Origin of the sequence: Hyphobacterium sp. (genome assembly GCF_965217055.1) — a bacterium.
In the GTDB taxonomy this organism is placed as follows: domain Bacteria; phylum Pseudomonadota; class Alphaproteobacteria; order Caulobacterales; family Maricaulaceae; genus Hyphobacterium.
In genome coordinates this window covers 227,804-247,316 of sequence record NZ_OZ244227.1, presented here as the reverse complement: position 1 = coordinate 247,316, position 19,513 = coordinate 227,804, and the positions used below count along the sequence as shown (strand labels likewise).

Annotated in this window: 18 protein-coding genes; 8 read left to right on the top strand and 10 right to left on the bottom strand. The window is 60.3% G+C overall.

Features of this window, described 5'->3' with window-relative positions; translation table 11 throughout:
- Positions 1 to 52 precede the first annotated feature (52 nt).
- The 3 genes from ACOOFN_RS01135 to lptF form a co-directional block, all read right to left on the bottom strand.
- Positions 53 to 2,236, bottom strand: coding sequence for an LPS-assembly protein LptD (locus ACOOFN_RS01135; RefSeq protein WP_420432831.1), 2,184 nt, complete (start codon positions 2,234 to 2,236; stop codon positions 53 to 55).
- 105 nt (positions 2,237 to 2,341) lie between these two features.
- Positions 2,342 to 3,445, bottom strand: a complete 1,104-nt coding sequence (locus tag ACOOFN_RS01130; RefSeq protein ID WP_420432829.1) for an LptF/LptG family permease — start codon at positions 3,443 to 3,445, stop codon at positions 2,342 to 2,344.
- Positions 3,442 to 4,566, bottom strand: coding sequence for an LPS export ABC transporter permease LptF (gene lptF, locus ACOOFN_RS01125; protein ID WP_420432827.1), 1,125 nt, complete (start codon positions 4,564 to 4,566; stop codon positions 3,442 to 3,444). The genes ACOOFN_RS01130 and lptF overlap by 4 nt, the downstream gene beginning before the upstream one ends.
- A gap of 119 nt (positions 4,567 to 4,685) precedes the next feature.
- Between lptF and ACOOFN_RS01120 the strand changes: the two genes are divergently transcribed.
- From ACOOFN_RS01120 to ACOOFN_RS01105, 4 genes are all read left to right on the top strand, one after another.
- Positions 4,686 to 6,158: a leucyl aminopeptidase gene (locus ACOOFN_RS01120; protein ID WP_420432825.1), complete on the top strand. Its 1,473-nt coding sequence runs from the start codon at positions 4,686 to 4,688 to the stop codon at positions 6,156 to 6,158.
- 5 nt (positions 6,159 to 6,163) lie between these two features.
- Positions 6,164 to 6,616, top strand: coding sequence for a DNA polymerase III subunit chi (locus tag ACOOFN_RS01115; protein ID WP_420432823.1), 453 nt, complete (start codon positions 6,164 to 6,166; stop codon positions 6,614 to 6,616).
- A 79-nt stretch (positions 6,617 to 6,695) separates the two neighbouring features.
- Positions 6,696 to 6,980 (top strand): I78 family peptidase inhibitor, encoded by a 285-nt coding sequence (locus tag ACOOFN_RS01110; protein WP_420432821.1) that lies wholly within the window; start codon positions 6,696 to 6,698, stop codon positions 6,978 to 6,980.
- A 76-nt stretch (positions 6,981 to 7,056) separates the two neighbouring features.
- Complete coding sequence (locus tag ACOOFN_RS01105) at positions 7,057 to 7,383, top strand: hypothetical protein (protein WP_420432819.1); 327 nt, start codon at positions 7,057 to 7,059, stop codon at positions 7,381 to 7,383.
- Here ACOOFN_RS01105 and ACOOFN_RS01100 read toward each other — a convergent pair.
- Entirely contained in the window at positions 7,380 to 9,254 is a 1,875-nt protein-coding gene (locus ACOOFN_RS01100; protein WP_420432817.1) for an ABC-F family ATP-binding cassette domain-containing protein, read from the bottom strand. The genes ACOOFN_RS01105 and ACOOFN_RS01100 overlap by 4 nt on opposite strands.
- Positions 9,255 to 9,368: 114 nt before the next feature.
- Here ACOOFN_RS01100 and ACOOFN_RS01095 point away from each other — a divergent pair, with 114 nt between their 5' ends.
- The 3 genes from ACOOFN_RS01095 (at position 9,369) to ndk (ending at position 11,129) form a co-directional block, all read left to right on the top strand.
- Positions 9,369 to 10,130 (top strand): M28 family metallopeptidase, encoded by a 762-nt coding sequence (locus ACOOFN_RS01095; protein WP_420432815.1) that lies wholly within the window; start codon positions 9,369 to 9,371, stop codon positions 10,128 to 10,130.
- Positions 10,131 to 10,243: 113 nt separating this feature from the next.
- Positions 10,244 to 10,621, top strand: coding sequence for a hypothetical protein (locus tag ACOOFN_RS01090; protein WP_420432813.1), 378 nt, complete (start codon positions 10,244 to 10,246; stop codon positions 10,619 to 10,621).
- 85 nt (positions 10,622 to 10,706) lie between these two features.
- The gene (gene ndk, locus ACOOFN_RS01085; protein WP_420432811.1) at positions 10,707 to 11,129 is read left to right on the top strand and encodes a nucleoside-diphosphate kinase; all 423 of its coding nucleotides are present in this window, start codon (positions 10,707 to 10,709) and stop codon (positions 11,127 to 11,129) included.
- Positions 11,130 to 11,390: 261 nt separating this feature from the next.
- Here ndk and ACOOFN_RS01080 read toward each other — a convergent pair whose 3' ends face one another.
- From ACOOFN_RS01080 to ACOOFN_RS01060, 5 genes are all read right to left on the bottom strand, one after another.
- The gene (locus ACOOFN_RS01080; RefSeq protein WP_420432809.1) at positions 11,391 to 12,629 is read right to left on the bottom strand and encodes a methyltransferase domain-containing protein; all 1,239 of its coding nucleotides are present in this window, start codon (positions 12,627 to 12,629) and stop codon (positions 11,391 to 11,393) included.
- Positions 12,630 to 12,633: 4 nt separating this feature from the next.
- Positions 12,634 to 13,695 (bottom strand): NAD-dependent epimerase/dehydratase family protein, encoded by a 1,062-nt coding sequence (locus ACOOFN_RS01075; protein WP_420432807.1) that lies wholly within the window; start codon positions 13,693 to 13,695, stop codon positions 12,634 to 12,636.
- Complete coding sequence (locus tag ACOOFN_RS01070; RefSeq protein ID WP_420432805.1) at positions 13,692 to 14,426, bottom strand: sugar phosphate nucleotidyltransferase; 735 nt, start codon at positions 14,424 to 14,426, stop codon at positions 13,692 to 13,694. Before ACOOFN_RS01070 ends, ACOOFN_RS01075 begins: the two co-directional genes overlap by 4 nt.
- A 65-nt stretch (positions 14,427 to 14,491) precedes the next feature.
- Positions 14,492 to 15,553 (bottom strand): glycosyltransferase family 2 protein, encoded by a 1,062-nt coding sequence (locus ACOOFN_RS01065; RefSeq protein ID WP_420432803.1) that lies wholly within the window; start codon positions 15,551 to 15,553, stop codon positions 14,492 to 14,494.
- 37 nt (positions 15,554 to 15,590) lie between these two features.
- Positions 15,591 to 16,652, bottom strand: coding sequence for a class I SAM-dependent methyltransferase (locus tag ACOOFN_RS01060; RefSeq protein WP_420432801.1), 1,062 nt, complete (start codon positions 16,650 to 16,652; stop codon positions 15,591 to 15,593).
- Positions 16,653 to 17,171: 519 nt separating this feature from the next.
- Here ACOOFN_RS01060 and ACOOFN_RS01055 point away from each other — a divergent pair.
- Positions 17,172 to 18,992, top strand: coding sequence for a hypothetical protein (locus tag ACOOFN_RS01055; protein WP_420432799.1), 1,821 nt, complete (start codon positions 17,172 to 17,174; stop codon positions 18,990 to 18,992).
- 60 nt (positions 18,993 to 19,052) lie between these two features.
- Here the strand turns inward: ACOOFN_RS01055 and arfB are convergent, their stop codons facing one another.
- On the bottom strand, positions 19,053 to 19,472 hold the full coding sequence (gene arfB / locus ACOOFN_RS01050; protein ID WP_420432797.1) for an alternative ribosome rescue aminoacyl-tRNA hydrolase ArfB: 420 nt from the start codon (positions 19,470 to 19,472) through the stop codon (positions 19,053 to 19,055).
- Positions 19,473 to 19,513 lie beyond the last annotated feature (41 nt).

The window sequence follows — 19,513 nt, the reverse complement described above, 5'->3', positions numbered from 1 at the left end:
GAAAATACCTATAGTCGCGCGCGACGCAACGGCGCGTCGCGGCGGCGGGCTGCTATTCGGAGCCTACGCCTCCGAGTGTGAACAGGGTGACACGGATCTGAATCGATTCCGAGGGGCCAAGATCACCTACGTTCGTGTTCTCACGCTGATAGAGCACTTCCAGGTCCGTGCAGAAATCACGATAGCGGAATCCGATCTGTTCGCGGCGGTCGACCTGTGCGTCGATATCGCGTCGCAGATTGTAAACCAGGCTCCAATTGTTGGTGATATGAAATTGCGAGGTCAGATAGAGCTCTTCGCTTGTGCCGGATCGCCGGAGCGAGTCCGCGAATCCGAAATACCGGACCGTCGCGGTGACGCGCCGGCTTGTATAGGCAGCAGATAGATCGACACGGTTCAGCGTGCCGTCACCGGAGTCGATGCGCGTGCGCGCCCCCACGGAAAAACTGCCGAGATCAATCTCGCCGGCCACGATGACGTCGGATTCATCCTCGAACAGTCCGCTGTTCTGCGCGAACACGGCGTCACCGTCGAGCCGCCGGCTCTGCCCGACAAAGGTCCGCAGGCGGTTCTCTTCACCCCAGAACGTCGTCGTCCGCAGCCCGTAAGTCAGGCGCGTCCCGTCCTCCCAGAGATCGTACCCGGTCGCCCGGTTGTGATCGAACAGCAAGGTCTCGTCGAGTTCGGCGGTCTGGCTGTCTTCATTGATCACACGGCCGGCTTCGCTGGCGTCGCTGGCGATCAGCCCCTGCAACATGGGTTCCAGAATGGTGTCGGTTCCGCCCGCCGAACCGATGAAAGGCCAGCTGAGTTCGGCACCGGCATAACCGAGGAAACGGCCGAAGGAGTCTTCAGTCGTCGGGTCCGTTGACAGATTGCCAGGCACATCCTCGAAACTGAAATAGTCCGCGCGCCCGGCCGCAAACGGTTCGAGCACGATGCCCGCTGGCGCGATAAACTGGGCCTGCCAGTCCACCGAGGCGGAAGCGCGCTGATAATCCACCCCGTCATTCCGGGTCAGAACGGCTGTCGATGCGATCGTCCGCAAACGGCCCAGGGCCTCGCCGGCCGGGTAGGTGATACGCATCTCGCCGAGCGGAGCCATGATCGGCAGCTGATCATCGTTTTCCGTTTCACGCAGGCTCTGCACGCCAGCGCTGATGACTTCCGCATAGTATTGGTCGCCGCGGCCCTGAACATAGAGCTGGTTCATCAATCGCCGCGGTGCCGGTTCCAGCAGGCCCGGATAATCCTCGTAGACTTCGCTGATATCGTAGGTCCGGAGGTGGAAATCGCCGGAAGCGAGCTGCACGCCGAAGCCCCAGACCCAGTCTTCCGAAAGGCTGAATTCACCACCGCCAAACACATGCCAGCGGTGTTCCGCGTCGTTGAGCAGCTCACCGTCGCTGTCGATGTCGCGTTCGCGCGTGTAGCTGGTTTCGAAGCCGAGATCGCCTGACCAGAACCGTTTGCGGTAATCGAGGCCGAGCAGCGGATTGGCATTGCCCATGACGCGCGGCGTGATGGTCAGGTCCTGATACGGCGAAATCGCCCAGTAATAGGGCTGTCCATAGAATGCGCCGAGCCGCGACGACACGCCGAATGCGGGGAACAGCAAGCCCGAGCGGCGGTCAGAGGACGGGTCGGCATGCGCAAAAGTAGGAGAATAAGCGACCGGAACGCCCAGCACTTCGAGGCGGACATCGCGGTAATAGATCATCTCCGATTCTGTATCCTGGACGGCGCGCCCGGCCCGCAAGCGCCAGGTCGGCCGGTCATCATCGGTCTCGATCCGGCAGGCCGTGTAATAGGCGTTGGTGAGCTCCAGTGATCCGTCCGCGCGCCGCGCGGCAAAGGACGCGGCAGCCCGCCCATTATTCTCCAGCAGCGTCGAGAAACCGACAGCAAGACCTTCGCCGAGCGCGTTGTCGAGCTCGATCTCGTCGGCGAATTGCGGCGGCGCATTATCCGAATAAATGGCGACATTGCCGCGCGCGATCACGCGATTGTCAGCGGGGCGGTATTCGAGTTCGTCAGCTTCCACCGTGCGGCCATTCTGCCGGGCCACAACATTGCCGCGCGCGATATAGCTGCCACGATCCCGGTTCTCGATCAGCGTGTCGGCCTCGATATAGACGGGTTCGTCGGAATTTCCGGTCGACAACAGACCCGTGTCGGCATCCTGGGACAGGGCACAGGTCGCCGCGACCGAGACACCCGGCGCTACAACGCTCAAGCAAACAGCAGACAGAAGCAGTGACCGCATCAAAAACTCCCCAAGGCATTCACTGCCCAGACGCACGGCTTAGCCGCTTCGGTTCAGGCCGTCCACGCCGCGCTGCTAACCATCTTCCGTGGAGGCGATATAGGCAAGAGCGAGCAGTGTTGTGATCAGCGGCGCCGCCCAGGCCGCCGTCAGCGGCGGCAATGTGCCATTCTCCCCGAGCGTGTAGAGAACTTCCTGCACGAAATAGACGAGAAATCCTGCCGCACCGCCGGTCAGCGCGAAAGCCGCCGCTCCGCCTAACCGGTATAGTCGCAGGGTCGCAGCGGCAGCGATCAGGCTGGCCGCGATCAGCGTCAGCGGCAGCGTCAGCAAGCCTTGCCAGCGCAGTTCGAACCGTTCGACGGCCAGGCCGGCAGCCTCGGCGGAGGCAATCAGTCCCGGCAGGTCCCAGAACGACACCCCGCGCGGCGAACGGATGCGTTCGAACAGCGATTGCCGGTCAATCGATGTCGGCAGCGATATGTCGCCAAGGACAACGGGTTCAGCCCCGGGCGCCAGCTCCACGGCGTTCTCGAGCGCCCAGAAACCGGCCGTCAGCCGCGCCGCCTCTGCCGACACGCGCCGGTCGAGGTCCGGCGTGCCGGACGCATTGGTGTTGTAGAAGTGGAATGCGGGCTGCAGCAATTCGCGGGCATTCTCTTCCAGCTGCCCCGCGGAGATCACGATAAATCCGTCCGCGGTGGTCTCGCGCAACCAGACCTGCTCCGCTTGCGGTTGCGCGCTTTCGACACTGGTGAGCGCGTCGCGGCGGGCCTCGAATTCCGCATTCAATGCCGAACCGACGGGATTGAGCAGCATTGCGCCAAGGAGGCCGAACAGCAGCGAGATGACAATGGCAGGATTGACGATCCGCCAGGCCGAATATCCGGATGCGCGCATCACGACGAGCTCGCTGCGCCGGTTCAGACGGAACAGGGCAAACAGCACGCCGAACAGGAAAATGAAGGGCAGCGTCTCTTCCAGCAATAACGGCGTACGCATGAGGGTCAGCAGGAGGATGTCGAAGGCCGAGATATCGACGCGCGTGCCGATGGAACGCGATTGCTCGACGAAATCGACCAGGATGATGATGGTCGCAACGATGCCGCCGGAGACCAGCAGTCCGAACAGAATCTGCCGCGCCAGATAGCGGCTGAGCCGGCTGATCTTGAAATTCATGCTGCCGCTCCCGGTGCGGGCTCTGGCTGCTCGGCGGGCCGCGGCTTGCGCCACCAGATCAGGGTGATCGACGCCAGTATTGCGAGTATCGGGATCGCGTACTGGACGTAGTTGAAGGCGACATCGTCGGTCGCGGCAGCCTGTGCGGCAAATCCCAGCAGGCGCACGGTGAGCGCCGCGGCAACCGCGATCACGACCTTGCGGCTATTTCCCAGTCGCGAGTGCGATCCGGCCATGTAGGCCGCGGCGGCGATAAGCGCGAGTGCGATATTGTAGAGCGGACCGGACAACCGGTAGTGCGCCTCTGCCTGCAATCGTTCCACGCCGCGCGCGCGCGCCAGCGAAGCGGCGCTCGGGAAAAACAGCTCCTGCAGGAACAGATCGGATTCCTTGAAGAAGAAGATCAGCTGGGGATCGACGAAATCGCCCAGGTCGAACTCGTAGCGGTCGAACGTCAGGAAGTTGAGTGCCCCGGTCTCGTCGATCTGCTGAACATTGCCGTCGATGAGCACCATGGAGGGGCGCTCTTCGCCGCGCACGATGACGCCTTCCCTGGCGGCATAGGTCGAGACCTCGTCGGGATCACGCGTATCGTGGATGAAAATGTCCGACATCCGGCCGCTGCCATCCGATTCGCGGGCATAGAGCGTCACGCCGGCCGCGAGATTGGCAAACTCGCCGGGCCGCACGAGGCTCGCCGCAATGTCGGTCCGCAATTCGAAAACGCTGCGGCGCATTTCCTGATAGGCGAGCGGCTGGATGAACAGGTTCACCACCAGATTGAGCATTGCGGCCAGGAAGGCGAGGCGCATGACCGGCGACAGAAGGCCCCAGCGCGACAGGCCAGATGCCGAAGCGACAGTGGCCTCGGAATCCGAATAGAGTCGCGACAGACCGGCCAGAACGGCAATGAACAGCGCGAAGGGTGACAGCAGCGCGATCAGCTGTGGCAGGGCAAGAAACGTCACCTTGATAAAGGTGAAGGCGGTCTCGCGGTAATTCGAGATGAAATCGATGTTCGACAGGGATTGCGTGAGCAGCGCCAGCCCCGCGAAGGCGACGGCGGCGGTGACGAACGGCATCAGCAATTGCCGGAACATGTATCGCTGAACGAGAATCATTCGACCTGCAGACTCTTGCGGTTTCGGCCTTCTATAACACCCTTCGATCGGATACCACTTCGCCGACACAGCTTGCGGGACAATTTTTGTCTCGCGCCAAAACAGACCGAAGGTGAGGCATGAAAATCAAGTTTGCGAGTGCACCCGCAAAGGGATCGATCGCGGTCGCCGCGTTCGACAAGGCCGAATTGTCGAAAGCCGCCAAGGACGCCGACAAGGCCAGCGGCGGTGCCATCAGCCGCGCCATCAGCGCGTCTCGCTTCAAGGGCGGTGCGGGCGACACGCTGGTGATCACGGCTCCGTCGGGCATCGATGGCGACCGGCTGGTCGTTTTCGGCGTTGGCAAGAAGAAGCCGGACGGCAACGCGCTGGAACAGGCCGGTGCGGCCCTCACCAAGGCCGTGCTGACCTCCGGCGAAACGGCGCTCGCTGTTGATCTCGAAGGCATTGGCGACGCCGACGGCGCGGGACGCTTCGGCCTTGGCGCGATGATGGCTGCCTACCGGTTCGACCAATACCGGACCAGGCTCAGCGACGACAAGAAACCGTCTCTCAAGACACTGACCATCGCCACCGGTGACGATTCCGCAGCCAAGGACGCCTGGAAGATTTACGGCGCAGTCGCGGATGGCGTCTACCTCGCACGCGATCTGGTCAACGAGCCGTCCAATTTCCTGCGGCCGCCGGAATATGCCAAGCGCATCGAGAAACTCGCCGATCTCGGTCTCGAGATCGAAATCCTCGGTGAGAAGGAAATGACAAAGCTCGGCATGCATTCGCTGCTGGGTGTGGGGCAGGGCTCTGTCGCCGAAAGCAAGATCGCCATCATGAAATGGAATGGCGGCAAGAAGGGCGACAAGCCGCTTGGTTTCATTGGCAAGGGCGTGACCTTCGACACCGGCGGCATCTCGCTGAAACCGGGCCAGGGCATGGACGAGATGAAGGGCGATATGGGCGGTTCTGCCGCCGTCGTTGGCCTGATGGCGACGCTTGCCAAGCGCAAGGCCAAGGTCAATGCGGTCGGCCTTGTCGGCCTGGTTGAAAACATGCCGGACGGCGACGCGCAGCGTCCGGGCGACGTCGTCACCTCGATGTCGGGGCAGACCATCGAAGTCCTCAATACGGATGCCGAAGGCCGTCTCGTTCTGGCGGATGTGCTCTGGTATGCGCAGAAAACCTATGACCCGGAATTCATGATCGATCTCGCCACGCTCACGGGGGCGATCCTGATCGCGCTCGGACACGAGCATGCCGGTATCTTCACCAATGACGACAAGCTGGCTGAAGGCCTCTCCAAGGCAGGCCAGGCGACCGACGAGAAAGTCTGGCGCCTGCCGATCGGTCCGGAATACGACCGTCAGATCGATTCACCGATCGCCGACATGAAGAATATCGGCGAGGGCCGGCTGGCGGGCTCGATCACAGCGGCGCAATTCCTCCAGCGCTTCGTCAACGACAAGCCCTGGGTGCATATCGACATTGCCGGCACCGGCATGTGGTCGGGCTCCAAAGATGCCCGCCTGCCGACCTTTGGTACCGGCTATGGCGTGCGCCTGCTCGACCGCTTCGTGCGGGACAATTACGAGAGCTAGGTCAGATGCCCGGCGAGCTGTGGTTCTATCATCTCGAGCGGACCACGCTCGCCGACGCCCTGCCGGAACTGCTGGAAAAAACCCTGGAGAAAGGTTGGCGCGCGCTGGTGCGAACCGCGTCGACGGATCGACTCAAGGAGCTTGAGGAGCGTCTGTGGACGATCCGCGATGACAGCTTTCTGGCGCACGGCCGGGCAGACGCACCCGATCCCGACCGCCAACCCATCCTGTTGTCGCTCGACGAGGACAATCTCAACCAGGCGCAGATCCTGTTCGTGCTCGATGGCGTGCCGCCCGCAAATCCCGACGGGTTCGAGCGCTGTTGCGTGATGTTCGACGCAGCGGACGAGGCCGCGATAACGGCGTCCCGCGCCCTTTGGAAAAAGGCCAAGGATGAAGGCCGGTCCATTGCCTATTGGCAGCAATCGGTCGAGGGACGCTGGGAAAAGAAAGCATAGTGATGTGTCCGGGGCGGGCCGGTGGATGCGAATTCCGGTCGGGCGTGTTAAAAACAGTTTTGCGCAGGAGTTCCCGCTCATGAAACGTCAATTCGTCCTTCTTCCGATGCTCGCGGTCGCAGCCTGCGCAACGCCGCAACCCGCCACGCCGATCGAAACACCGACGTTGGGCGAGGGCGGATGCGATGCCGACACGCTGGGCTATCTGGTCGGCCAGGATATTGGCGAGATCGACACGGCCACGCTGCCGCGCCCCCATCGCATCATCCGTCCCGGCATGGCGGTCACAATGGATTACCGCGAAGACCGCACAAATCTCGAACTCGACGAGACGGGGCAGGTCGTGCGGGTTTTTTGCGGCTGAGCGAATCGCCAATTGCGGAACCCGGCGGGTAACCGGGCGTTAACTTCCTGCAAGCTGCAGAGAAGGAGCGTCCCTCATGTCCCCCCGTTCAAACATCGCCATGTTGTTCGCAGCCACCATCGTCAGCGTTGGCGCGTTCTGGGCGGTGGCATCCGCTGCCGGAACTCAGGAAGAGCTGTTCGGCTCCGATCTCCCCATGGGCAATCTTCAGCCTGTCGCCTGCCCGTCCGAACCGATGAATGTGCTGTTGGGCCAACCGGTCGCCGAAGTCGATCTCGACACGCTGCCGCGCCCTTACGAACTCTATGCCCATGACGGCGAACCCCGCGGCGAGTACCAGGCCCAGCGCCTGCTGATCCGCTTCGATGCCAATGGCACCGTCACTAATGTGGATTGCGGCTAGGCGCCGATATTCTCCAGCTTCTCCAGCGCCTCGAGCCATTTCGCCTCGGCCGCATCGATCAGCTCCTCGGCCTTGGCCCGCTTGATCTGTAACTCGGTCGCCGCCTTCGGATCCTTTTCGTAGAGACCGGGGGCGGCGAGCCCTTTATCGATTGTCGCCAGCACGCCGCGCAGGCGCTCGGCTTCTTTTTCCCACTTTGCTGCTTCGCGTTTCAGCGGCTTGATGTCTTCGCGCCGCTGGGCGGCTTCGCGGCGGCGCTCGGATTTTTCGTCGGTCGCCGTGCGATTGCGACCACGCTCGCTCTTCGGCGTCTTGCCGGTCACGTAGAGCCGGTAATCCTCCATGTCGCCCTCATACGGCGCGATGCTGCCATCCGCGCATAGCCACAGCCGATCGGCACAGCTCTCGATCAGATGACGGTCGTGAGCGATCAGGATCACTGCGCCCTCATACGCGTTGACTGCGTCAATAAGAGCAGCACGGCTGTCCATGTCGAGATGATTGGTCGGTTCGTCGAGGATCAGCAGGTGAGGGCCGTCGAAGACGATGAGGTTGAGCAAAAGCCGCGCCTTCTCGCCGCCGGACAGATTCCTCGCCGGTGTTTCCTGCAGGTGGATCGGCAGGCCGAAACTCGCCAGCCTTGCGCGGCGTTGCGCTTCGGTCGCGTCTTCCATGCGCTCGAGCACATGATCGTAAGCCGATTTCTCGGGCGGCAGCACGTCGAGCTGGTGCTGCGCGAAAAAGGCGGTCTGTATCTTCTTGTGATAGCGGAAATGCCCGTCCATCGGCGCCAGGCGCCCGGCCAGCATTTTCGCGAAGGTCGACTTGCCCGAACCATTCTTGCCGAGCAGGGCAATCCGGTCGTCCGGATCGATCCGCAGATTGAGATCGCGCAATACCGCCTTGCCCGGCTCGTAGCCCAGCACGGCATTCTCGATGCGCATCAGCGGCGGCGCCATGTCGCGCTGCGGGGCCGGGAAGACGAACGGAGAAACCGGGTCTTCCACGATGGTCGCCACCGGCTGCATCTTTTCCAGTCGCTTGATCCGGCTCTGCGCCTGCTTGGCCTTGCTGGCCTTTGCCCGGAACCGGTCGACGAAGCTCTGCAGGTGACGGCGTTCATCGTCCTGCTTGGCCTTCAGCTTCATCTGCAGGCGCTGGCGTTCGGCCAGCGTCCGCTCGAAGCGGTCATAGCCGCCCTCGTAGATGGTGATTTTCTTCGCGCGGAGATGGGCGATCTTGTCCATCGCGTTGAGCAGGTCGCGGTCATGGCTGATCACCAGTGCCGCGCCCGGGAATGACTTGAGATAGGTCTCCAGCCAGATCGCGCCTTCGAGGTCGAGATAGTTGGTCGGCTCATCCAGCAACAGCAGATCCGGCCGCGCAAACAGCGTCGCAGCGAGTGCGACCCGCATCCTCCAGCCGCCGGAAAATTCCGAACAGGGTCGGCGCTGCTCTGCGGCGGTAAAACCGAGACCCGACAGGATCGTGCCGGCGCGCGCTTCAGCGGAGTGCGCTTCGATATCCGCGAGCCGCGTCTGGATTTCGGCAATGCGGTGCGGATCCGTCGCCGTCTCGGCCTCTTCCAGCAGGCTGGCCCGCTCGGTATCCGCCGCGAGCACGACATCCATCAAACTGTCCGGTCCGCCAGGTACTTCCTGCTCGACCGATCCCATGCGCGCGCCCTTGCGGATCGAGACGTCGCCAGTCTCGGCGCCGAACGCGCCCTTGATCACCCGGAACAGGGTCGACTTGCCGGACCCGTTGCGACCGACCAGCCCCATCCGGGTCTTGGGTGGCAGGTGAAAGGTCGCCTGTTCGATCAGGACGCGGCCTTCCATCCGGCAGGTGAGGTCGTTGACGTGCAGCATGGGGCCATGCCGCTAGCTCGCCTGTCCTCAACAGGCAAGAGAGCAATCCAGCACGCGGGCCGCATTCTCGCCGCAAAACCTTGTTCCCCTCCCGGCCGCGAGAGGGAGGGCGCGATGCATTTTGTCTGTCGAAGTCTGGTTGCCGGATGGCTGCTGATATCAGGCGAGCTTTCGGCACAGGACCCACTCGAGGCAGATCAGCGCGACTTCATCGAACGCTTCCAGAGTGACACATCACCCGCGCGAAGCACCGCCGCGGAACGCGCAAATGCAGCCGATGTCCTGTTGTCGGAATTGGCCCGGCGCGGGCTCGACGGCGAACGCCGCGCCTATCGCGCGCCAAATGTTCATCCCTTGCTCGACCTCGTCATGCCGCCTTTTTCGGGCGTCAACATCACCGCGATGATACCGGCGACGCGCGCAAACGCGCCCGTCATCGTCATTGGCGGCCATTATGATTCCGAGGCCGGCAGTCCGGGCGCCGACGACAATGCCAGTGGCATTGCCGCAGTGCTTTCCATCGCCGAGGCGATCGCGGCGCAGGACGAGCGCCACTACGCCGTCATGATCGCCTTTTTCGACCAGGAAGAGGAGGGCAAGGTGGGCAGTGCCGCGCTTGTCCGGCAATTGCTCGGTGCAGGCATAGACATTCACTCCATGCAATCGATCGACATGGCGGGCTGGGGCAGTGACAATGATGGCGCGATCGAGATCGACGCGCCCGACGACTGGTTCCAACGCTATGAAACGGTCGCATCGGGCATGGGAATACCGGTTGGCCGGGCGCGGTATGATTCCACCGACCATGTCTCCTTTCGCGAATATGGCATCGACGCGATCTGCCTGTCCGAGGCCTTCCGCGAGCGCGACTCCTGACCGCACCGCCACCGCGCCACCGATACCGCCGACACGCTCAATCACGCTTATCTTGCCCGCAATACCCGCTTGATGCAGGCGGTGCTGTTGGCCACCATCCGGGGAGAGAGCCAATGACGCGCCATCTTCCCAGCCTCGTGCTCGCCCTGGTGCTGATCGCTTTCCTTGCGCGCGGAGTGATCTACGCAGCCGCCGGATCCTGGTTGCCATTGGCGGTCGTCCTGGTGGTGATGGCGCTCTTGCTGGTCGCCCGGATTGCCGGCCGAAAGACTGCCCAGTTCGCGGTTCGCGCATGGGGCGTCATCCTCGCGCTGTACGGCGTATTTCGCCTCGCCCTGGCCGGGCTGCTCTATGTCGCGCCAATCAATTCGCCGCACGCCATGGAGAATACGGGCTGGGTTTTCATGCTGGTGTCGGCGCTGTATGCGGCCGCGGGAGTCTATCTCTTCTTTACGTGGCGGGATCGTTTCTCGCTGAAACCGGCCGGATAACACCCTTCCGCTTTTCAAGCCTCCTGCCGCCGTCTATAAGCCCGCGCGACTCTTTCAATCCTCCCCCTGAACCGGAGCATATCTCATGGCTATCCAGCGCACTTTCTCCATCATCAAGCCCGACGCCACCGCCCGTAACCTGACCGGCAAGATCAACGCCAAGATCGAGGACGCCGGCCTGCGCATCATCGCCCAGAAGCGCATCCAGCTGACCAGGGACCAGGCCGAAGGCTTCTACGCCGTTCACAAGGAGCGCCCGTTCTACAATGACCTGGTCAGCTTCATGATCTCCGGTCCGGTTGTCGTCCAGGTGCTGGAAGGCGAAGACGCCATCGCGAAGTACCGCGAAGTCATGGGCGCCACCAATCCGGAAGATGCCGTCGACGGCACCATCCGCAAGGAATTCGCCGAGTCGATCGAAGCCAATTCCGTGCACGGGTCCGATGCACCGGAAACCGCGGCCCAGGAAATCCCCTTCTTCTTCTCCGACGACGAGATCGTGGGCTAAAGCTCTGCTTGGGGCGGTCTGACCGCGACGCCTTGTGTGTTGCCGAGCCGCCCCGAACCTTGCCGTCCCACGCCCCCTCCCAATCCACCCGCAAGGGTAGCCTCATCGGTGGCTTGGGAGGGGGCGTGGGGTGGAACAGCCCGCCAAGAAAGAAAGCCCGGCCACCGTGCCTGGCTTTTTTTTGTTTGCAGACTGCCGATTTCAGCGGGAAATGTGCTGCTGGCCGGTCCGCCCTTCGCGGGCGGCTTGGCATGCAAATGTTCAGCCGGTGATCCGCAATTCCGGTACGGCAATGATAAACTTGCCTCCCCGGCGACGGTACTCGGATTGCTGCTCGATAATTTCGTCAGCAAAGTTCCAGGCCAGGATCAGAACGTAGTCCGGCTGATCGGCGAGCAATTTCTCCGTCGGGAAGATCTCCAGCCGATTGCCGGGCATGAATTTTCCATGTTTTGCGGGGCTCATGTCGACGATGTAGTCGAGATGGTCCTTCCCGATTCCGCAAAAGGACATCATCGTCGTGCCTTTGGCCGCCGCGGCATATCCCGCTATTCTCGCACCATCGGCCTTGAGCTTCGTCAGCAAGTTGACCAGATCATCCCGGATGCGGGCTGACGAGGACTGCAGCTCTGAGTAGATCGCGGGTTCACGGATTTTCCGGTCGGTTTCCCGGGCGAGATAGGCAAAAACAGAGCCATCTCCGTTTGCACTCGACGGCGATGCGAGAACGCGTATCGAACCGCCATGGATGTCGATCGGTACGATCCGGTTTATGTGCAGACCGTGGCGGGAGAACAGGGGCACAAGGGCCGTCACCGAATAATAAAAGACGTGCTGGTGGTAGATCGTGTCAAATTCGGCATTGTCGATCAGGTCGAGAAGATAGGGCGTCTCGATCACCGCGACGCCATCCTCCTTCAAGATCGTTGCAATTCCTGCAACAAAATCATTGATATCCGGGACGTGCGCGAGAACATTATTGGCAAGAAACACGTCCGCGGCAAGGCCATCTTCTTTACGGAGCTTCGCCGCGAGTTGCGAATTAAAAAATGCCGAATGGGTTTGAATGCCGATCGCGCGGGCCCGTTCGGCCTGGCCATGCGCCGGATCGATCCCGAGGACGGGAATGCCGGCTTCCCGAAAGTGTTTCAGGAGATAGCCGTCATTGCTCGCCGCTTCGACGACCATTGATTCAGAATTGAGTTGCCGGGACCGGATGATCGAGCGCGCACTGCGCGCGAAATGCTCCATGAGCCGCGGCGAGACAGATGAATAATAGGGATAGTCGTCCGGGAACAGAATATGCGGCGAAATTGTCCCGGAAAGCTGTACCAGGCCGCAATCGGCACACGTTACAAGCGCCAGCGGTGCGGTTGGATCGGCGGCGTCAGAATCTGTTGGGCTGACAAGTCTGTCGGCCAGCGGCGTAGTGCCCAGCACGAGTGCCGGGAACACCGCCTCGTTGTGACAGGAGCGGCAATGGGAGACCGGTTCGAACACTGGTCTAGGCGCTAACGCAGCGAAACTTCGCCGCATCGTGCCAGTACAGGTCCGGATCCAACGCTCCGGCGCGCATCAGATCTGTGATCTTGGCGACCCGGCTGTAGCGCATGCCCTCGAAATCTTCGACCTTCAGACCGGCTCCCAAAAAGGCGTTTACCAGCTGATCGATCCCGCGCTGCACGGACCATTGCGGTTCGTAACCCGGCAGGCGGGTCTCGGCTTTCGAGAAGTCCACGTGATAGGTGCGTTCGTCTGGGCAAGCCCGGTCCGCGTATTTGATGCGGGATCCCGATACCGATTTCACAATCATTTCGGCTATTTCGAAGATCCGGTAATTGTCTGCGGTACGGCCGATATTGAACACTTCATTGCGCACGGCATCCGCGTCGGCAGTGGCCGCTGCAATGCAGGCCCGGCAAACGTCTTCGATATGAACGAGCGGCCGCCATGCTTGCCCATCGCTTTTCATGAAGACTTCACCGGTTGCAACCGCGTAGGCGACCAGATTATTGATCACCAGATCAAAGCGTAGCATTGGAGCCAGACCGTAGACGGTGGCATGGCGCAAGAAAACAGGACAGAAATCGGTCTCCGCAAGCGCGGCTATGTCCAGTTCGGCCAAGGTCTTCGAGCGCCCGTAGGGCGTAACGGGATTCAGTGGCGATTCCTCTGAAATCATCCGCCCGCTCGCCTTGCCGTACGTGCTGCAGCTGGACGACATCACGAACCGTGTCACGCCGGCCGCCTTCGCCAGCTGTGCCAGCCGCACCGAGGCCTGGTGATTGATAGCAAGTGTGAGATCCGGATTGATATCGCCCAAAGGATCGTTCGACAGTGCAGCGAGGTGGATAACCGTGTCGAAACCGCACAAATCGTCCGGTGCGAGGTCGCGAATGTCTTTTTGAAGAGACTTCGCTGCAGGCTGGTATGAGCCGAAGGCACAATCTGCATAGTAACGCTGGTCGACACCGCGGACGTCGTGTCCCAAGCCGATAAGCATTGGCACGAGAACACTGCCGAAATACCCGCGATCGCCTGTGACTAGAATGCTCTGCTTTTTCATGGATCAATCATTCCCGGGAGCTGCTTGTCCTGCGCCAGCTGATCCAGCGCGGCGATGTCGGCTTGTGTATCCATGCAATTCCAGCGCCCTTCATGCTTGTAAGCCATCAATTGCTGGTCCTGTGCCAGCGCTTGCAACGGCCCGCGTTCGAATGCGGTGTCATCGTCGTCGATATAATCCAGCACCGCCGGTTCGAGCACGAAGAAGGCTCCATTGATCCAACCTTCCCGGGCGGTGGGTTTTTCCTCGAATGCCGAGACCCGATCATCCTCAATGGCCAGATGGCCGAATCTGGGAGGCGGACGTACCGCTGTTACGGTCGCGAGCTTGCGGTGGCGATGATGGAATCTCAACAATTGATCGACATCCAGATCTGCCACCCCGTCCGTCCAGGTCAACATGAAGGGTGCGTTCGCCAGATAAGGTGCCAGACGCTTGATCCGACCGCCGGTCGCCGTCAGCGCGCCGGTGTCGATGCATGCGGCTGTCCAATCTGGCTGCCAGCCGCCGGCAACGGCGGATCCTTTGCGACGTTGCTCGAAATGCGCAGCGATCAGATCCGCCTTGTATCCGGTTGCGACGATAAAATCCGTGTGACCAAAACCGGCATAGATCGCCATGACGCGCTCGATGATCGGCACGCCTGCAATCTCCACGAGCGCCTTAGGTTTGCCGCTGCCGCAGTCACCCAGCCGTGCGCCCTGGCCGCCCGCTAGAATAACAACTCTCACTCTTACCACCCACCGGTTTTAGCCGCTTGTCGAATGAAGCGATCTCCGCAGAAAAATCAATCAACCTAAGCGCAGTAGGCGCGCGATAACTGCGTCCGAACGTCCATCAATCCCGGATCGCGCTTCAAAAACAGACATTGGTCAATTTTTCGCAGAGCGTGATGGGCCATCATGCGTGTGAGCACGTCATTCGACGTCACGGCATCAGCGATTTGCTGCGCGATGGGCGTGAAGCGTTTCAGGTCACCATCGATCCCGCCGCCGAACCGGTTCAGGAAAGATTGCGTGCCGGCATTGACCAGTCTGGCGCGATCATCATGTGGAAGATCGGCCAGCCGGAACATCCCCAGATAGCCATGAAACATGTCCACGATCGGCGTGATCCGGTCGAAGGCGCCCATTTTCGAATTACCCGGCAATCCGCGCTGTTGGTCGAGAGAAAACAGATCGATCAGATGTTGAGCGCGCTTTTCGGGCGATTGCGCACCTGGTGGAGGGCTGCGTCCGACATTGGTCGCTTGGCTGCACGCGACCTTACCGTAAAGGGCGGCTTCGCAGGCGAATATGTGATCACCGCCATAACAGAAGGGTTGCGGCTGCATCCTGTCGAGCACGCTCTTGCGATAGAGCGCGAAAAAATTGGTCGCTTGGCAGTATTTCTCAATGGACCCGCAAGCCCGCGCGATCGGATCGTCGTCAAGCAACGAGAAAAATTCCCAATTGGTCGGTTGGTTCGGGAAGGGCACACCGGAATCATCGACGTAAGTTGCGTGACTGTAGGCGCTGCCAAGCTCCGGCTCGCGGCTGAATTCAGCCAGCAATTCTTCCAGATAATTCTCCGCTACGATGTCGTTCGCACTCAGCAACGCCACGAATTCCGCCATCGAGTGTGCGTACATCCGATTCATGTTGGCGGTTTGCCCGACATTCTTGGTGCGCCGGTAGATCTTGATTTCGATGTCGCGCTGATACGATTGGCACGATTCAATCGTGTCATCGTCCGACGCGTTGTCGAACAGACTGATCCTGAAGTCACGGAAGGTCTGATTATTCAACGCTGTAAGCGTTGCACCGATATTCGCGGATTCATTCCACATCGGTATGCAGACTTCGATCTTTTCACTCATGAATTCATATTCCAGTGCAAATGGCGAAAGCAGCGCATCATGCAGTGCCGAGTTCGAGAATGCTGGCCTCGATTTGCAACTCGTCCAGTTGCTTGCGAATTTCGCCGGTGTAGATCGGGTTCATGATAACAATGCAATCCGGTTCAATGGATCGAAGTTTTTCCGGCGCAATCACGCGATGGGCAGACAGGGGAAGATATGTCCCGTCCTTGTGCGGGTTAATGTCGACAACCGCGGTGACCGAATTCGCTTCCCGGCATGTCGTCAGCAGGGCGACAGCTTTCGACCCTCCGCCCCACAGGACAGTGGATGTCGCACCGGAAGAACTTTGTATGAACCGTGCAGACCAAAGTGCGACCTGTTCACGCAAGGCGTCACTGGTATTCGCGCAGGACGGCGTATCGGTTTTTGTGCCCCGCGGCTCCAGCGCGTCGGTTTTGGCGGGGCGCGCGAGCAGTGTCAGATACTGATCGCCGAAACTTCGTTCGCATGACAGCACGTCAAATCCGTTGCAGGCGAACAGCAAGCGCAGCGATTCCACCGTGAAATAGGAACAGTGCTCATAATAGACATCCCAGAACGCGCCTTCATCGGCAATCCGTTCCCACGAAGGCACCTGGAAGAAGACCATCGGATGCGCATCATGTCCGATTGCTGTTCTAAGGGATTTGACGAAAGCGCCGATGTCAGGAATGTGTTCAAGCGTGTTGCGACAGCAGATCAAGTCGGCTTTCGGCAGTTGCGTGTTCGCATCGAAGGCATCTGCAAGAACGCGAAAAGATCCGCGATTTATCCTGGGGGCGCGATCCGCAGAAAAAGCCGGATCATATCCCAGGCCGGTATTGTCTCCGGCCTCGCACAAGGCGGCAAGAAACTCGCCATGACCACAGCCAATCTCGACGACTGTTTTCCGGCGCAGATCGTGCGTTTCGACAAAATCGTCCGCTTGGTCGCGCAGGAAGCGTGTATACGTTTCCGAGTAGGCCTGCGTCGCTTCGTAATCGGAAGAATACTCGACCAGCGCAGGATCGAACGTGGCATTCCAGATGAAGCCGCACGACGCGCATCCGGCGAGGTCGATGTCGCCTGTCGGAACCATTCTCGCTTCCGATTCCGAGTTGTGAATTCGCACGCTGTTGGTTGGCACATTTTCGACTGTGTAACCGAACAGGCTTGGTTCACCCGAACAGGCAGGACATCCAGTCTGGGAATGGGGAGGCGACGGTTGGTCCATGGGAAACAAAAGCTCGCGACTGATCAGGGCGTCCGTAGGGCCGACTTCTAGGACATTTTCTGCGGTGGCAATCCAAATGGTTTTCTCATTTGGCGGAATTGACGCCGCAGTCTATGGGATATGGACTGAACTGTGTGAAATCAAACGATAATTATGATAATGAAAACGCGTACAAACATAGATTTCAAATTCAAGCTGAACGATGATAATCCTGACGTAATTGCAATTATGGATTGCGGCCGGAGCAAAGCCCTGCAGCAAGCCGAGGAAATTGCAAATTCGAGCGCTCAGAAAGGTGATGGATTCGCCGAATCCTTGACGGCACTGGCTGCCGCACAAGCGATGTCAGGCGATTTGAAATCAGCCAGCAAGAATTGCAAGCGCGTGCTCCAGATCAATGCGCGGAATGCCGACTACCATGCGCACCTCGGATATATTCAGTTCGCGCTGGGCAACTATGCCGATGCGAAACGTCCATTGGAAATGGCGCGCCGATGGGGGCGCCATGATGAGGCGGATTCTTATATATACTGCCTCTGTTTGAAGCAGTCGGGTGACCGCGCGGCAGCACTCGAGAATACCCGGCGCTTGGTGGAGGTCTGGCCTTCCAGCGCACGAAATGTCGGACTCTATGCAGAAACGCTGAAAAAGTTTGGCGTGCCACGTGCAGACGTCGTAGCGCTGAAGGCTGCAGCGGCCTCATGTATTTCCGTCGAGAACACAGCACGCGCGCTGGAATGGCTGGGACATGCACAGAAGCTGGCACCGCGTGACGGAAGCTTGTGGTCGCTATTTGCGGCAGCACATCGTGTAGCCTGCGCCTATGACAAGGCCGAGCAATGCATTCGAAATGCGATCGAGTTGGGCGAAACAAGTTGGCGAACTCGCAATATTCTTGGCCTGATTTTGCAGGAAACCTGTCGGCCCGCCGAAGCCTTTCGCGAGTTCAAGAAAGCGTCGGGGCTGGGCTCCACCGATCCCATTTTGATCGGAAACGCCATCATGGCGATGCATTACACACCGGAAACAAGAGTCGACCTAATCCGCGCGGAAATTGACAGGTATGCCAATGCCATATCGCGGGGAATTAGGCCGTCAAAGCACCGAAATCGGCGATATTCCGGAAAAGCCTTGCGGGTCGGTATTTTGTCCGGGACAATTCATCGGCACCCTGCTTTTTATCTGTCGCTGTCCGCTCTCGAAAACCTCGACAAGCAGAAGGTTCAGTTCTTCGCCTACTGCAATGGCGGAATGCAAGACGACTACACGCAGCGTCTGAAAAACGTCTGCCATGCTTGGCGCGACATCGCCGCTGATTCTGATCACGAAGTCGCCGAAATCATTCGCGCCGATGATCTTGACATTCTCATCGACATGGCGGGCTCGACCCAGGGGCGCCCAGGGGTGATCGCGCGAAAGCCGGCGCCGGTACAGGTCAAATGGGTGGGCGGTCTCTACAATACGACCGGCATGCCGGCAGTGGATTGGCTCCTGGCGGATGCCGCCGAAGTGCCGGAATCTGACGAACAGCACTACTCCGAGAACATCTACCGCATGCCGGATGGCTATGTTGTGTACGGGCCGCCTGACTATGCGCCGCGCGTGAATGAGGCTCCCTGCGTCTCCAACGGGCATGTGACGTTCTGCAGCTTCAACAATCCTGCCAAGGTGAATGAGGTGATCGCCGGCGTCTGGTCGCGGATTCTTGGCGAGACACCGGACAGCCGCCTCATTCTGAAAGGCCGCGGTTATACCTCGTCTGCAGCAAGAAACCTGGTTCACGGCTGGTTCGGCAAGCATGGAATCGACAAAGGTCGGGTTGTGATGGAACCGGCCGCCGCTCACCGCGAACTCCTTGATACCTATAACCGTTCCGACATAGCGCTCGATACCTGGCCCTATTCCGGCGGCCTCACGACCTGCGAAGCGCTGTGGATGGGCAATCCCGTAGTAACGCTTCCCGGGCCGACTTTCGCCGGACGACATTCGGCCAGCCATTTGACGAATGTCGGGCGAACCGAATGGATAGCAGACTCCGAGGACGCCTATGTCGACATAGCCGTTTCATTGGTACGGGACCAAGAAGCGCTGCGCGAAACCCGGCAATCCCTTCGCCGGGAAGTGGCCGCGTCGCCATTGTGTGATGCGGAAAAATTTGCCCGGAATTTCGAAACGGCCTTGCTGGAAATGTTCGAGGCATCTTGAGCCGTGGTGCGAGCCCGGACGGCGATCCGACATTTATGCTCTGGCGACTGAATGCTCGCCTCAATCCTCCCGCGCCGGCTTCTGGCGCAGAGCCTTTTTCTGCGCATGCTGGGCCTTGGCGGCTTTCACCTTGCGGATGGAAGACCGCGACGGTCGGCTTTTCTCACGTGGCTTTGGCGTGTGCGTGGCCTTCACGATCAGCGCTTTCAAACGCTCGCGGGCGGCGGCCCGATTACGCTCCTGCGACCGCGATTCGCTGGCTTCGATAACCAGTTCGCCATCCTTGGTGAGACGGCGCCCGGCGAGCCGTTTCAGGCGCTGCTTGACGGCGTCGGGCAGGGCGGCGGTTGCCGCCACGTTGAACCGCAGCTGCACGGCGCTTTCCGTCTTGTTGACATGCTGGCCGCCCGGACCCGAGGCGCGGATGAAGCGCTCGTCCAGCTCGCTCTCGTCGATGAAGATGGTCTCGGTGATTTGCATGGAACCTGGCCGGTAAAAACGAAATTTGGCCCCATTTACGC

Excerpts from the sequence above, each read along its gene's own strand:
- ACOOFN_RS01130 (WP_420432829.1), bottom strand. The coding sequence starts at position 3,445 with ATGAATTTCAAGATCAGCCGGCTCAGCCGCTATCTGGCGCGGCAGATT.
- lptF (WP_420432827.1), bottom strand. The coding sequence starts at position 4,566 with ATGATTCTCGTTCAGCGATACATGTTCCGGCAATTGCTGATGCCGTTC.
- ACOOFN_RS01120 (WP_420432825.1), top strand. The coding sequence starts at position 4,686 with ATGAAAATCAAGTTTGCGAGTGCACCCGCAAAGGGATCGATCGCGGTC.
- ACOOFN_RS01115 (WP_420432823.1), top strand. The coding sequence starts at position 6,164 with ATGCCCGGCGAGCTGTGGTTCTATCATCTCGAGCGGACCACGCTCGCC.
- ACOOFN_RS01110 (WP_420432821.1), top strand. The coding sequence starts at position 6,696 with ATGAAACGTCAATTCGTCCTTCTTCCGATGCTCGCGGTCGCAGCCTGC.
- ACOOFN_RS01105 (WP_420432819.1), top strand. The coding sequence starts at position 7,057 with ATGTCCCCCCGTTCAAACATCGCCATGTTGTTCGCAGCCACCATCGTC.
- ACOOFN_RS01100 (WP_420432817.1), bottom strand. The coding sequence starts at position 9,254 with ATGCTGCACGTCAACGACCTCACCTGCCGGATGGAAGGCCGCGTCCTG.
- ACOOFN_RS01095 (WP_420432815.1), top strand. The coding sequence starts at position 9,369 with ATGCATTTTGTCTGTCGAAGTCTGGTTGCCGGATGGCTGCTGATATCA.
- ACOOFN_RS01090 (WP_420432813.1), top strand. The coding sequence starts at position 10,244 with ATGACGCGCCATCTTCCCAGCCTCGTGCTCGCCCTGGTGCTGATCGCT.
- ndk (WP_420432811.1), top strand. The coding sequence starts at position 10,707 with ATGGCTATCCAGCGCACTTTCTCCATCATCAAGCCCGACGCCACCGCC.
- ACOOFN_RS01075 (WP_420432807.1), bottom strand. The coding sequence starts at position 13,695 with ATGAAAAAGCAGAGCATTCTAGTCACAGGCGATCGCGGGTATTTCGGC.
- ACOOFN_RS01065 (WP_420432803.1), bottom strand. The coding sequence starts at position 15,553 with ATGAGTGAAAAGATCGAAGTCTGCATACCGATGTGGAATGAATCCGCG.
- ACOOFN_RS01060 (WP_420432801.1), bottom strand. The coding sequence starts at position 16,652 with ATGGTTCCGACAGGCGACATCGACCTCGCCGGATGCGCGTCGTGCGGC.
- arfB (WP_420432797.1), bottom strand. The coding sequence starts at position 19,472 with ATGCAAATCACCGAGACCATCTTCATCGACGAGAGCGAGCTGGACGAG.